Below are 11,750 nucleotides of genomic sequence, written 5' to 3' on the forward strand. Positions count from 1 at the left end.
AGGCCTTGGACCAGATATTCTAGGCATCTCGACGACCCTCCCGGAGTGACGCAATGACTGATGCTGTAGCCCACGACGCCGAGCTCGATGCCAGCGGACTGAACTGCCCGCTGCCGCTGCTCAAGGCCAAGATGGAACTCAATCGCCTGGCCAGCGGCGCGGTGCTCAAGGTGATCGCCACGGATGCCGGTTCCCAGCGCGACTTTCGCACCTTTGCCCGTTTGGCCGGTCATACCCTGCTGCGCGAGGAAGACGAAGCCGGGGTCTATCGTTACTGGCTGAAGAAGGCTTGAGCCGCCCAGGAAATCATCGCGCCTCTGTCTAAGGATCATTGATGTTCAAAGTGTTACGCGACTGGATTCAGCGCTACTTCTCCGACGAAGAGGCCGTGGTACTGGCCGTTCTGTTGTTCCTGGCCTTCACCGCAGTGCTGACCCTGGGCGGCATGCTCGCGCCAGTGTTGGCGGGGATGGTGCTGGCTTACCTGATGCAGGGGCTGGTGCTCACGCTGGAGCGCTGGCGTTTGCCTGGCGGGGCGGCAGTGGGCCTGGTGTTTGCCTTGTTCATGGGGCTGCTGCTGGTGTTCATCGTGGTCGTCGTGCCGCTGCTGTGGCACCAGTTGATCACCTTGTTCAATGAGCTGCCGGGAATGCTCGCCAAGTGGCAATCGCTGCTTCTGCTGTTGCCGGAGCGTTATCCGCACCTGGTGTCCGACGAACAGGTGTTGCAGGCGATCGAGGTGGCGCGCGGCGAAATCGGCAAGTTCGGCCAGTGGGCGCTGACCTTCTCGCTGTCCAGCCTGCCACTGCTGGTCAACATCATGATCTATCTGGTGCTGGTGCCGATCCTGGTGTTTTTCTTCCTCAAGGACCGGGCGATGATCAGCCAGTGGGTCCGCGGTTACCTGCCGCGCGAGCGTGCCCTGATCACCCGGGTGGCCCAGGAGATGAACCGGCAGATCGCCAATTACATTCGTGGCAAGGTGATCGAGATCGTCATTTGCGGCGCAGTGACCTACATCGCCTTCGTGGCCTTGGGCCTGAACTACGCGGCCCTGCTGGCGTTGCTGGTGGGGATTTCGGTGGTGGTGCCCTACGTCGGGGCAGTGGTGGTGACCGTTCCGGTGGCGCTGATTGCCTTGTTCCAGTGGGGTTGGAGCGACCAGTTCATCTATCTGATGGCAGTCTACGGAATCATTCAGACCCTGGACGGCAACGTGCTGGTGCCGCTGCTGTTCTCCGAGGCAGTGAACCTGCATCCAGTGGCGATCATCTGTGCGGTGCTGCTGTTTGGTGGGTTGTGGGGGTTCTGGGGGGTATTTTTCGCGATTCCCCTGGCCACCCTGTTCAAGGCGGTACTGGATGCCTGGCCGCGCAAGGAGCCGGTCGTGGCGCCCTTGCTGTAGAACGGCTCTGGAAATGAAAAGGGGGCGGCTGAATCAGCCACCCCCTTTTTAGTCGCTTACCACGCTCAGGCCTTGTTCAGCGCCTGGGCGGCAGCCAGTACCGCATCCACGTGGCCTGGCACTTTCACACCACGCCATTCCTGGCGCAGCACGCCATTCTTGTCGATCAGGAAGGTGCTGCGATCGACGCCCATGTATTCCTTGCCGTAGAGCTTTTTCAGCTTGATCACATCGAACAGCTGGCAGACGGCTTCGTCCTTGTCGCTGATCAGCTCGAAGGGGAATTCCTGCTTGCACTTGAAGTTCTCGTGGGACTTCAGGCCATCGCGGGAGACGCCGAACACCTCGGTGTTGGCGGCCTTGAACGCGGCGTATTGATCACGAAAGCCCTGGCCCTCTGTGGTGCAGCCCGGGGTGCTGTCCTTGGGGTAGAAGTAGATCACCACCTGCTTGCCCTTGAGCGCGGCGAGGCTGACGGTCTGACCGCTGGTGGCCGGGGCTTCGAAGTTGGCAACAGGTTGGTCGATGGCAACGGCCATTAGGGCTTCCTTACATGGGGTTCTGTGGGCGCCAGGGTTCGATCAGCGCATCGAGATTCATTGCGTCGGCGAAGTCCAGGAACTGGTCGCGCAGCCAGCTGATCTGGGTGCCGGCCGGCAAGGTCACGGTAAAGGTGGCATTGAGCATGGTGCCGCCGGTCTGCGGGGCCTGATAGGTATCGCAAGTCAGGTTTTCCAGTTCGACATGGTGATCGATGAAGAACTGGCACAGTTCATTGACGATGTCCGGGCGGTAGGCGGCGCTGACGTAAGCCACATAAGGCAGGGCCTGTGGGCGGTTTTCCAGGGCCGCGCTGCGTACCACGTTGACGGTGAAGGCGTATTTCTTCGCCAGCGACGGCAGGCCGGCCTCCAGGCGCGCCAGGGCATCCCAGCTGCCGGAAACCTCCAGGACCAGCGCGCTGCACTCGCCGTGGCGGGTCAGGCGGGAGGTCACCACGGCGCAGCGGTTTTCATGGCTGGCGCGGCACAGGACGTTGGTCAGCTCCATGGGGTTGGCGCCGAGGGCACTGATGACAAGGAATTGTTCGCGGACTGTGGGGGTGGACATGCAGCATTCCTAAAGCGATGAGCGGTCGATACTTTTGCAGGCTCGAGTACCGGGTAAACGTCCGGATGCGGTTTCAGAAGCCCTGAACCGCCCGGTTGCGACGAGCTCCATAAAGGCGAGAGCGAAGGGCGGCAACGCGGGATTGGGGCTTCGGATGCCGAAAAGGGAGGCTGGAACCCGGCGTACAAGCTTATCAGTACCGATCAAAGTCTGAAGGGTAGCGAAATACATCGCTCAGGGGAATGCTCGCAGCGCGGTACTTCGCTTGTGCAAGCATCTTGGCGCCAGTACCATTACCGCTCTCTTTTTCCGGCAGGAGCGGTTGCATGATTGCGGGCAGTATGGTGGCACTGGTCACACCCATGGATGCACAGGGTCGTCTCGACTGGGAGAGCCTGAGCAAACTGGTGGACTTCCACCTGCAAGAGGGCACCAACGCCATTGTGGCGGTCGGCACTACAGGTGAGTCGGCTACCCTCGATGTGAACGAACACATCGAAGTGATTCGTCGCGTGGTCGCTCAGGTGGCAGGGCGCATCCCGGTGATCGCCGGTACCGGTGCGAACTCGACACGCGAAGCGATCGAGCTGACCACCAACGCGAAGATCGCCGGTGCCGACGCGTGCCTGCTGGTGACCCCTTATTACAACAAGCCGACGCAAGAAGGCCTGTATCAGCATTTCCGTGCCATCGCCGAAGCCGTCGATATCCCGCAGATCCTCTATAACGTGCCGGGCCGCACCGCTTGCGACATGCAGGCCGAGACCGTGATCCGCCTGTCGACCGTGCCGAACATCATCGGCATCAAGGAAGCCACTGGCGACCTGCAGCGCGCCAAGGACATCCTGGCGGGCGTGAGCAGCGACTTCCTGGTGTACTCCGGCGACGACGCAACCGCCGTCGAACTGATCCTGCTGGGCGGCAAGGGCAATATTTCGGTGACCGCCAACGTGGCGCCAAAAGCCATGAGCGAGATGTGCGCCGCCGCGATGCGTGGCGATGCCACCACCGCCCGGGCGATCCACGAGAAGCTGATGCCGCTCAACAAGACGCTGTTTATCGAATCCAACCCTATTCCCGTGAAATGGGCCCTGTGCGAGATGGGCTTGATGGCGAACGGTATCCGTCTGCCGCTCACCTGGCTCAGTGCTGCCTGTCACGAACCGCTGCGGCAGGCCATGCGCCAGTCCGGCGTATTGGTTTAATTGAGGAAGTACTACGCATGAAGCGATTGGCCGGACTTTCCGCACTTGCCTTGATTATCTCCAGCACCAGTGGCTGCGGTTGGATCTGGGGGCCGGAAGGCTACTTCCGTGACCGCGGCAGCGATTACCTGCAAGCGCAACAGACCGCACCGATGCAACTGCCATCGGATGTCAGCACCTCCAAACGCCTTGATCCGCTGTTGCCGATCCCGCGTAACGTGGCCGACGACACCGTCAAGGGCGAATACATCGTGCCGCGTCCGCAGCCGTTGGGCTCGGTGGCCGATGCCAGCGACTACACCCTGCAGAAGAGCGGCGATGCGCGTTGGGTCATGGCCCAGCACGCCCCGGCCGAAGTCTGGCCGGTGGCCATGCAGTTCTTCCAGGACAACGGTTTCCGTATTGACGAGCAACGCCCGCAAACCGGCGAGTTCAGCACCGCCTGGCAGCGTTCCGACGAGCTCTCCGCATCCATGGCCAAGCGCCTGGGCAGCGTAGGTTCGGCCGATAACGAAACCCGCGTGCGGGTGCGTATCGAACCCGGCGTGCAGCGCAATACCAGTGAAGTCTACGTGGTCAGCGCCGAGCGTCCTGTCGGCAGCACGTCCAGCGTCGACTTCACCAACCGCTCGGTCAACACCAGCCTGGATGCCGCGCTGGTCGACGAAATGCTCGCCAGCATGAGCCGCAGCGCCGAGAAGGGTGGTTCTGTCTCCCTGCTGGCCGCGCGTGATTTCGATACCCCAAGCCGTGTCAGCCTCACCGAGGACGGCAGCGGCAACGTGGTGCTCAACCTCGGCGAAGACCTAGATCGCGCCTGGTCGAGCGTCGGCCGTGCCCTGGAACAGGGCGAGTGGCGCGTTGAAGACATCAACCGCAGCCTGGGCCTGTACTACATCAACCTGGCGGAAAAAGCCGAGAAGAAAAACGACGAGCCGGGCTTCTTCGGCAAGTTGTTCGGCAGCGCACCGGCCAAGGAAGAAATCGAAGCCCGCGCCGAGCGTTATCAGGTTCGCCTGAGCAAGGTGGGCGACAACGTCCAGGTCACCGTCGAGAAAGACATCAATACCGTTGCCCCGCCTGAAGTGGCGCGCAAGGTATTGACCGTGATTCAGGACAACCTGGGCTGATCCGATGCGTTTCGCCGTTCTCGGCAGTGGTAGTCAAGGGAATGGCACGCTGATAGCCAGTGACGACACCTGCGTCCTGGTGGATTGTGGTTTCTCCTTGCGCGAAACCGAGCGGCGCCTGCTGCGCCTGGGGGTAGCCCCCGCGCAGCTGAGCGCGATTCTGGTAACCCACGAACATGCCGACCACGTGCATGGCGTGGGTTTGCTGTCTCGGCGCTACAATTTACCGGTCTACCTCAGTCGCGGCACGTTGCGCGGGATGCGCAAACCGGTGGAAGCCGCGGGTTTTCTCGCCGGGGGCGAAACGCTTCAGGTCGGTGCCTTGAGCATCGACGTGACCCGTGTCGCTCACGATGCGCTGGAACCTGTGCAGTACGTGTTCAGTGACGGCCAGCGGCGCTTCGGCCTGCTGACCGACCTGGGTTCCTACTGCGACACGGTGATCGACCGCTATCGCGGGCTGGATTCCTTGATGATCGAGGCCAATCACTGCCGCGACATGCTGGCCCGAGGTTACTACCCGTATTTCCTCAAGCAGCGGGTCGGTGGGGAAATGGGACATTTGAACAACCATCAGGCCGCAAGCCTGGTGGCCGAGTTGGGCTGGCAGGACCTGCAGCATCTGGTACTGGCCCATCTCAGCAGCAAGAACAACCTGCCGCAGCTGGCCCGGCAATGTTTCGTCGACACCCTCGGGTGCGACCCGGACTGGCTGCAACTGGCCGATCAAGATTCAGGGCTCGACTGGCGCCACATCGCCTAGCCCACCTACTTAGCAAGCGGAGCCCATCATGGAAAAACGTGAAGAACTCTACCGTGGCAAAGCCAAATCGGTTTACAAGACCGACGACGCCGACCGCCTGGTCCTGCTGTTTCGCAACGACACCTCGGCGTTCGACGGCAAGCGTATCGAGCAGCTCGATCGCAAAGGCATGGTGAACAACAAGTTCAACGCCTTCATCATGCAGAAGCTCGAAGAGGCCGGCGTGCCGACCCAATTCGACAAGCTGCTGGGCGACAACGAGTGCCTGGTGAAGAAGCTGGACATGATCCCGGTCGAGTGCGTCGTGCGTAACTACGCCGCCGGCAGCCTGGTCAAGCGCCTGGGTGTGGAAGAGGGCCTGAAACTCAACCCTTACACCTTCGAACTGTTCCTGAAGGACGACGCCAAGGGCGACCCGTTCATCAACGAATCCCACGTCGTGGCGTTCGGCTGGGGCACCGCCGAGCAACTGGCGCGCATGAAAGAGCTGTCGCTCAAGGTCAACGAAGTCCTGAGCAAGCTGTTCGACGACGCCGGCCTGCTGCTGGTGGACTTCAAGCTGGAGTTCGGCGTATTCCACGGCCAGATCGTCCTGGGCGACGAGTTCAGCCCGGATGGCTGCCGCCTGTGGGACAAGGAAACCCGCAAGAAGATGGACAAGGACCGCTTCCGTCAGGGCCTCGGTGATGTGATCGAAGCCTACGAAGAAGTCGCAAACCGTCTGGGCGTACCGCTGTAATCGACGCAACCGACTGATAGCACGGAAAAAAATTGCCCGAGGGGCTTCGCTTCGGGCAAAGGTGCTGTTATGATGCGCGCCGTTGGAGAGATGCCAGAGTGGCCGAATGGGACGGATTCGAAATCCGTTGTACCTTCGCGGGTACCTAGGGTTCGAATCCCTATCTCTCCGCCATTATTGAAGTAGCCGAAGCCCCTGGAAACGTTAAAGTTTTCAGGGGCTTCGTCGTTTCTGACTATTTTTATTCCCTCGCGGGTTCGCCTGTTTGGATTTCGAGTGGGGCACCCGATTCACATCGAGAACACTTGCCCTTCCAGCCGGCTCCAGCCCAATGCATCACGCGGCCAGCGTATGGTCGGCCTCTCCGAGCCAGGTGCGCACCAGATCGGGGTTGGGCGTGCCAATGCGGTAAAGCCCCGCCACATCGACGAAATGCTTGCCATTGTTGGCGCCATCGGGATCCACCTGCACGGTGATGTCGCTGCCGGACTGCACCAGTTGGAAAAGTCGGCCACCTGGCTGGTGCCGCTGACGAAGTTGGCGTTGAGCTGCGTGGAGAGGTCGAGGTCAAGGTCGGCGATGCCGATGGCGCGGCGAAGTTGACCTTTTCCTTCCCTTGAGCTGAAGGGCAGTGCGCGCATTTCAGGGGAGGGGGCAGCCCCTTCGATGACGATGGACGCCGTTGCGGGGCCTTTCTACACTGGGCGCCGACCTGGGGATGGAGCACACGGATGAATCGCAACGAACTGCGCAAGGCCGATATCAACCTGATGGTGGTGTTCGAAACCCTGATGCTCGAGCGCAATGTGACCCGGGCGGCGGAGAAACTGTTTCTCGGCCAGCCGACCATCAGTTCGGCGCTCAATCGCTTGCGGGCGATCTTCAACGATCCGCTGTTCATTCGCGTGGGCCACCGGATGGAGCCGACGGCCCGCGCCGAGGAGCTGATCCAGCACCTGTCGCCGGCGCTGGATGCCCTGTCCTCGGCCTTGAGCCTGACCCACGATTTCGATCCCGCCAGCAGCACCATGACCTTTCGCATCGGCCTGTCCGACGACGTCGAGTTCGGCCTGTTGCCGCCGCTGTTGCGAGCCTTGCGCCAGGAAGCGCCGAAGGTGGTGTTCGTGGTGCAGCATGCCGACTATTGGCGGATCCCGGACCTGCTGGCCGCCGGCGACATCACCGTGGGCATCAGCCAGACCCGTGGGCTGCCGGCCAATGCCAAGCGCAAGCTGCTGCGGCATATCCAGCCCAGCGTGCTGCGTGCCGATGCCAGCGACACGCCGCTGACCCTCGACGAATACTGTTCCCGCCCGCACGTGCTGGTGTCGCACACGGCCAATGTCAGCGGTTTTGCCGATGAGTGGCTGGCCGAGATCGGCCGGCAGCGCCAGGTAGTGTTGTCGGTGCCGCAATACAGTGCGCTGCCGGCGTTGCTGGCGGGGACCGACATGATCGCCAGCCTGCCGGACTACGCGGCGGCGGCCATGGCCGCGTCGGGGCAGTTGTTCCAGGAGCCGTTCCCGTTCAAGACCCCGACCCTGGACCTGTCCATGGTCTGGCTCAGCCATGTCGATACCGACCCGGCCGAGCGCTGGCTGCGTTCGCGGCTCGAGGCGTTCATGAGCGACCGCGACCTGGCGCCGCTCAAGGCCCGTTGAGCGTCTTATCCCTTGGTCGAAGATTCGGGCAGGCGGTTGCGGGGTGTGTAGTATGGAGCGCCTTTTCACGCCACCTTTCAGGGATTTCTGCCATGCCTCATCTGTATATGGAATACACCGCCAACCTGCCGCAACTGGATGCCGACAAGGCCTTGCTGCGGTTCAACCATGCGTTGGTGGCGTCCGGGCAGTTCGCTGAATACGACATCAAGAGCCGCGCGCGCAAGGTCGAGACGTTTCGCGTCGGCACCGGCCTCGGCGAGCGGGCGTTCGTGCATGTGAAGCTGTCGCTGCTCAGCGGGCGTTCGCCACAGATCAAGAAGCAGCTTTCGCAAAGCCTGCTGGCGGTGTTGCAGGAACTCTGCGAATGGCCGGCCGGCGTCGAGTTGCAACTGGCGGTGGAGATCCTGGATATCGACCGCGATTCCTATGGCAAGCTCAGCATCGGTCACTGAACCGGAATGCAGCAGGGCCTGAACCTACAATAGGCCCTGCTGCGCGCAGACCTTGACCACCTGCTCGCGGAGCCAGGTGTTGGCACTGTCCTGGTCGGTGCGCGCGCTCCATTGCATGTCCAGGGTAAAGCCCGGCAGGCCGTTGGGTGCTTCGCAATGGCTGAACACCGCGTCGTTTGCCAGCAGCGCCTGGATGCGCCGCGGCAGGGTCAGGATGAAGTCGGTGCCGGTGATCATCTTCAGCGCCGCGCTGTAGCTGTTGGAACGCGCGACGATCTGCCGCCGCTGGGCCTGGCGGGCCAGCCAGCCGTCGACCATGTTGGTGGTCGAGGTCCAGGGCGTGGGGTAGACATGCCGGCGCTCGACGAACGATTGCAGGCTGAAGCGCGGCTCCAGCGGCGGTGTCGCACGCTTGTCGAAGACACACACCAGGTCATCCTCGAGCAGCACCTGCGACTTGAGGTCAGGGTGGTTGTGGTGAAAGTTCGGACCGAAGCAGATCACCAGGTCCAGGCTGCCATCGCGCAGTTCATCGGCGGGAATGTCGGTTTCCAGCTTGTGCACATTGACCGTCACCGGCAGGTCGGCGAAGTCGAAGCCCTTGAGCAGGCGGGGCAGGATCAGCAGTTCGAAGTATTCCGGCGCGCAGACGTTGAAGGTGACAGCCTGGCGGGTCGGGTCGAAGGCCTGGGCCCCGGAGTGGCACAGGTTGATGCTTTCGAGAATCTTCAGCACGTGGCTGTACATGGTGGTGGCTTTGTAGGTCGGACGCATGCCGGTGCGGGTGTTGATGAACAGTTCGTCCTCGAAGCCGGTGCGCAGTTTTTTCAGGCAGTAACTGACGGTCGACTGGCTCACGCACAGGGCCTCGGACACCCCGGTCACGCTGCTTTGCTCGTACACGGCGACGAACACCATCAGGTCCTGCATGTCGAGCTTTCTAAGCAAGTTACTGTTCAGCATCCGTTCCGTCTCGTTAAGCACCTCGCGCGGTCGTGCGCAAACTCGCCTGATGCTAACGGAACGATCGTCCTAATTGAATCCTTGCCCCGGGGTTTCATGGACAGCAAGGGGACAATTAATTCCGAGAACACGACCTGCGCAGTGTAACGGCTTGTCCCTGTGCCTTGTGCGTTCAGCCGAGCGCGGGTGCGGGCCGGCGGCTGCCGAGGATCAGCGCGAGCATGCCCAGGCCCACCAGCAGCGCACCGAGCAGCTCGCTCGGCAAGGGTTGCCGGCCCAGCCCGAACCACTGGAAGAGGGCGATGAACAGGGTGCTCAGGTAGATGTAGGAAATCACCGTGGCCGGCGCGATCACCCCGATGGCCCGGTGCAGCAGCCAAAAAGTCGCCAGGGTGGCGAACAAGGCCAGGTACAGCAGCCACAGGCCGTCGTCGGGGGTCAACAACACGGCGCTGCGCCAACCACCGCCCGGCAGGCAGAAGGCGAACAGGAACAGCGCGCCGAACAGCATGTTCCAGAAGGTCATGGCGGCCGGGCTGCGATCTTTCAGGCTGGTGGCTTTCAGCCGCTGGCTCAGTGGCGAATAACAGGCCATGGCCAGGCAACCGACGCCATACACGCCGATTGCGTAGAGCGACGGCATGCCCTCGGCGCCGTTGCCCTTGAAGGTCAGCAGCATGGCCCCGGCGGCGGCCAGCAGCATCGGCAACAGGCGGTTTTTCGCAGGGTCGCCGCTCAGCAGGACACCCTCGAACAGTAGGGTCAGCAACGGCACCAGGGCAAACAGGATGCCGGTGTTGGCCGCCGAGGTATGCCGCAGCGCCTCGAACAGCGAAGCGAAGTAGATCGCCAGCAACAGGCCCAGCACCCCATGCGCCCGCAACCCGGCGCGGGTGATCCGGAACGCGCCGTTGAGCCACAGCGACGGCACAAACATCAAGGCCGACAACAGCAGGCGCAGGCCGGTCAGCAACAGCGGGTCGACGGCCTGGCTGACCCGGGCCGCGGCGAAAAACGAGGCGGCGATCAGCACCGCCCACAGCAGCATGCCGAGATGGGCGTTGAGCAAGCTGGCGGGTTTCATCGGTGCGTTCCCCGGGTCATTGGAAGTGGCGGTGGTAATGCCGCGGATCGAAACGCAGGACCATCAGGATCATCAGCGCCATGACCGCGGTCAGCGACCACCAGGCCCATTCGAAACTGCCCAGGCGGTCGCGGATGATCCCGGCGAGCAGCGGCGACAGGCCGGCGATCAAGTAGCCGATGCCTTGCACGAAGGCCGTCAGGCCACCGGCGCGGCGCGGATTGTCCAAGTGGTCGAGGGATACGATCAGGCTCATGGGAAACAACCCGCCGATGCCCAGGCCGAGCAGGCACGGCCAGAGCAGGCTCAGGTGCTGCGGGCTGAGGATCAGCCCGCAGAAGCCGGCGATGATCAGCGCCAGCAGCGCCACCAGTACCCGGCGGCGGTCCTGGCTGCGATTGGCGATGGCTGGCGTCACCAGGCCCGAGACCACTTCCATGGCAGTGAGAAACCCCAGCAGCAGGCCGGCGTTCTGTTCGCTCCAGCCTTGTTCCACGTAATAGGGGGCCAGCCACGCCAGGACACAGGTGTAGGACGCCGTGCCCAGGCCGAAGAAGACCGCCAGCAGCCAGGCGCGACGGTTGCCGGCAAAGGCTTCGTGGCGGGTCGCGACGCTTGGCAGTTTCGGCATGACCGCCCGTTGCGCGTACCAGAACAGCAGCGCCAGGACCGCCAGCGCCGCCCAGATCGCCAGGCCCAGGCGCCAGCTGCCGGTGCGGCTCATCACCAGCGGGGCGAAGGACGCCGCGACGGCCGCGCCGCCCATGATCGAAGTGACATACAGGCCCATGAACAGCGAGACATTGTCGGGAAAACGCGACTTGATCAGCGCCGGCATCAGCGCCTGGATCAGGGCGATGCCGAGGCCGGCGAGCACGGCGCTGAGGATCAGTTCGGCGGCTGAATCGAGGAACAGCCGCGACAGGGTGGCCAGGCCAATGACCAGCAGCGAAACCACCACGCTGCGGTGGTCGCCCAGGCGCTGGCCGATGCGCACGCCGAAGAACATCGCCAGGCCCATGGCCATGACCGGCAGCATGGTCAGCAGCGCGGCGCCGCTGAAGCTCAGGGCGATATCGCCGCGGATGCCGGACAGCAAGGGGCCGACGGCGGCCATCGATGGCCGCAGGTTCAAGGCCACCAGAATCACACTGAGCATCAGCCAGAAGGCGGGGCGGGTTGTTGCGCGAACGTTTTCCATAACCAGGCCTTGAAGAATTCAGGCGCTGATTAGG

At 62.7% G+C, this 11,750-nt stretch carries 14 protein-coding genes and 1 tRNA gene; 9 read left to right on the top strand and 6 right to left on the bottom strand.

From position 1 onward, the window contains the following. Nucleotides 1-53 precede the first annotated feature (53 nt). Entirely contained in the window at nt 54-293 is a 240-nt protein-coding gene (locus IF690_RS08060; RefSeq protein WP_007930235.1) for a sulfurtransferase TusA family protein, read from the top strand. Nucleotides 294-334: 41 nt separating this feature from the next. Further along, nucleotides 335-1,405, top strand: coding sequence for an AI-2E family transporter (locus tag IF690_RS08065; protein WP_202699670.1), 1,071 nt, complete (start codon nt 335-337; stop codon nt 1,403-1,405). Nucleotides 1,406-1,470: 65 nt separating this feature from the next. Here the strand turns inward: IF690_RS08065 and IF690_RS08070 are convergent, their stop codons facing one another. Then, nucleotides 1,471-1,944: a peroxiredoxin gene (locus IF690_RS08070; RefSeq protein ID WP_023968160.1), complete on the bottom strand. Its 474-nt coding sequence runs from the start codon at nt 1,942-1,944 to the stop codon at nt 1,471-1,473. A 10-nt stretch (nt 1,945-1,954) separates the two neighbouring features. Further along, nucleotides 1,955-2,515, bottom strand: a complete 561-nt coding sequence (locus IF690_RS08075) for a glycine cleavage system transcriptional repressor (protein ID WP_007930238.1) — start codon at nt 2,513-2,515, stop codon at nt 1,955-1,957. Nucleotides 2,516-2,841: 326 nt separating this feature from the next. Here IF690_RS08075 and dapA point away from each other — a divergent pair, with 326 nt between their 5' ends. From dapA to IF690_RS08100, 5 genes are all read left to right on the top strand, one after another. Beyond that, nucleotides 2,842-3,720, top strand: a complete 879-nt coding sequence (gene dapA, locus IF690_RS08080) for a 4-hydroxy-tetrahydrodipicolinate synthase (RefSeq protein WP_202699671.1) — start codon at nt 2,842-2,844, stop codon at nt 3,718-3,720. 17 nt (nt 3,721-3,737) lie between these two features. Next, nucleotides 3,738-4,850, top strand: a complete 1,113-nt coding sequence (bamC, locus tag IF690_RS08085) for an NlpB/DapX family lipoprotein (RefSeq protein WP_202699672.1) — start codon at nt 3,738-3,740, stop codon at nt 4,848-4,850. 4 nt (nt 4,851-4,854) lie between these two features. After that, nucleotides 4,855-5,613, top strand: coding sequence for an MBL fold metallo-hydrolase (locus IF690_RS08090; protein WP_202699673.1), 759 nt, complete (start codon nt 4,855-4,857; stop codon nt 5,611-5,613). Nucleotides 5,614-5,641: 28 nt separating this feature from the next. Further along, nucleotides 5,642-6,352, top strand: a complete 711-nt coding sequence (gene purC / locus IF690_RS08095) for a phosphoribosylaminoimidazolesuccinocarboxamide synthase (protein ID WP_007930242.1) — start codon at nt 5,642-5,644, stop codon at nt 6,350-6,352. Between the two features lie 84 nt (nt 6,353-6,436). After that, a tRNA-Ser gene (locus tag IF690_RS08100) sits at nt 6,437-6,526 on the top strand. A 162-nt stretch (nt 6,527-6,688) separates the two neighbouring features. On the opposite strand, the gene IF690_RS08105 is transcribed toward IF690_RS08100, so the two are convergent. Beyond that, nucleotides 6,689-6,847: a hypothetical protein gene (locus IF690_RS08105; RefSeq protein WP_202699674.1), complete on the bottom strand. Its 159-nt coding sequence runs from the start codon at nt 6,845-6,847 to the stop codon at nt 6,689-6,691. A gap of 236 nt (nt 6,848-7,083) precedes the next feature. Here IF690_RS08105 and IF690_RS08110 point away from each other — a divergent pair, with 236 nt between their 5' ends. Both IF690_RS08110 and IF690_RS08115 read left to right on the top strand, forming a co-directional pair. Next, nucleotides 7,084-8,013 carry a LysR substrate-binding domain-containing protein gene (locus IF690_RS08110; protein WP_202699675.1) on the top strand — a complete coding sequence of 310 codons (930 nt, stop codon included), beginning with the start codon at nt 7,084-7,086 and terminating at the stop codon, nt 8,011-8,013. 92 nt (nt 8,014-8,105) lie between these two features. Then, nucleotides 8,106-8,468 (top strand): 5-carboxymethyl-2-hydroxymuconate Delta-isomerase, encoded by a 363-nt coding sequence (locus tag IF690_RS08115; RefSeq protein ID WP_202699676.1) that lies wholly within the window; start codon nt 8,106-8,108, stop codon nt 8,466-8,468. A 24-nt stretch (nt 8,469-8,492) separates the two neighbouring features. Here IF690_RS08115 and IF690_RS08120 read toward each other — a convergent pair whose 3' ends face one another. The 3 genes from IF690_RS08120 to IF690_RS08130 form a co-directional block, all read right to left on the bottom strand. Next, on the bottom strand, nt 8,493-9,431 hold the full coding sequence (locus IF690_RS08120) for a LysR family transcriptional regulator (RefSeq protein WP_202699677.1): 939 nt from the start codon (nt 9,429-9,431) through the stop codon (nt 8,493-8,495). Between the two features lie 172 nt (nt 9,432-9,603). Continuing rightward, nucleotides 9,604-10,515: a DMT family transporter gene (locus IF690_RS08125; protein WP_202699678.1), complete on the bottom strand. Its 912-nt coding sequence runs from the start codon at nt 10,513-10,515 to the stop codon at nt 9,604-9,606. 16 nt (nt 10,516-10,531) lie between these two features. After that, nucleotides 10,532-11,716, bottom strand: coding sequence for a cyanate transporter (locus tag IF690_RS08130; protein WP_202699679.1), 1,185 nt, complete (start codon nt 11,714-11,716; stop codon nt 10,532-10,534). Between the last annotated feature and the right edge of the window lie 34 nt (nt 11,717-11,750).

The sequence above is a fragment of the Pseudomonas sp. SK3(2021) genome (assembly GCF_016772375.1).
GTDB lineage: Bacteria > Pseudomonadota > Gammaproteobacteria > Pseudomonadales > Pseudomonadaceae > Aquipseudomonas > Aquipseudomonas chlororaphis_I.

What these genes read in the sequence shown, in the direction of transcription:
- IF690_RS08060 (WP_007930235.1), top strand. Translation starts at nt 54, where the DNA reads ATGACTGATGCTGTAGCCCACGACGCCGAGCTCGATGCCAGCGGACTG.
- IF690_RS08065 (WP_202699670.1), top strand. Translation starts at nt 335, where the DNA reads ATGTTCAAAGTGTTACGCGACTGGATTCAGCGCTACTTCTCCGACGAA.
- IF690_RS08070 (WP_023968160.1), bottom strand. Translation starts at nt 1,944, where the DNA reads ATGGCCGTTGCCATCGACCAACCTGTTGCCAACTTCGAAGCCCCGGCC.
- IF690_RS08075 (WP_007930238.1), bottom strand. Translation starts at nt 2,515, where the DNA reads ATGTCCACCCCCACAGTCCGCGAACAATTCCTTGTCATCAGTGCCCTC.
- dapA (WP_202699671.1), top strand. Translation starts at nt 2,842, where the DNA reads ATGATTGCGGGCAGTATGGTGGCACTGGTCACACCCATGGATGCACAG.
- bamC (WP_202699672.1), top strand. Translation starts at nt 3,738, where the DNA reads ATGAAGCGATTGGCCGGACTTTCCGCACTTGCCTTGATTATCTCCAGC.
- IF690_RS08090 (WP_202699673.1), top strand. Translation starts at nt 4,855, where the DNA reads ATGCGTTTCGCCGTTCTCGGCAGTGGTAGTCAAGGGAATGGCACGCTG.
- purC (WP_007930242.1), top strand. Translation starts at nt 5,642, where the DNA reads ATGGAAAAACGTGAAGAACTCTACCGTGGCAAAGCCAAATCGGTTTAC.
- IF690_RS08110 (WP_202699675.1), top strand. Translation starts at nt 7,084, where the DNA reads ATGAATCGCAACGAACTGCGCAAGGCCGATATCAACCTGATGGTGGTG.
- IF690_RS08115 (WP_202699676.1), top strand. Translation starts at nt 8,106, where the DNA reads ATGCCTCATCTGTATATGGAATACACCGCCAACCTGCCGCAACTGGAT.
- IF690_RS08120 (WP_202699677.1), bottom strand. Translation starts at nt 9,431, where the DNA reads ATGCTGAACAGTAACTTGCTTAGAAAGCTCGACATGCAGGACCTGATG.
- IF690_RS08125 (WP_202699678.1), bottom strand. Translation starts at nt 10,515, where the DNA reads ATGAAACCCGCCAGCTTGCTCAACGCCCATCTCGGCATGCTGCTGTGG.
- IF690_RS08130 (WP_202699679.1), bottom strand. Translation starts at nt 11,716, where the DNA reads ATGGAAAACGTTCGCGCAACAACCCGCCCCGCCTTCTGGCTGATGCTC.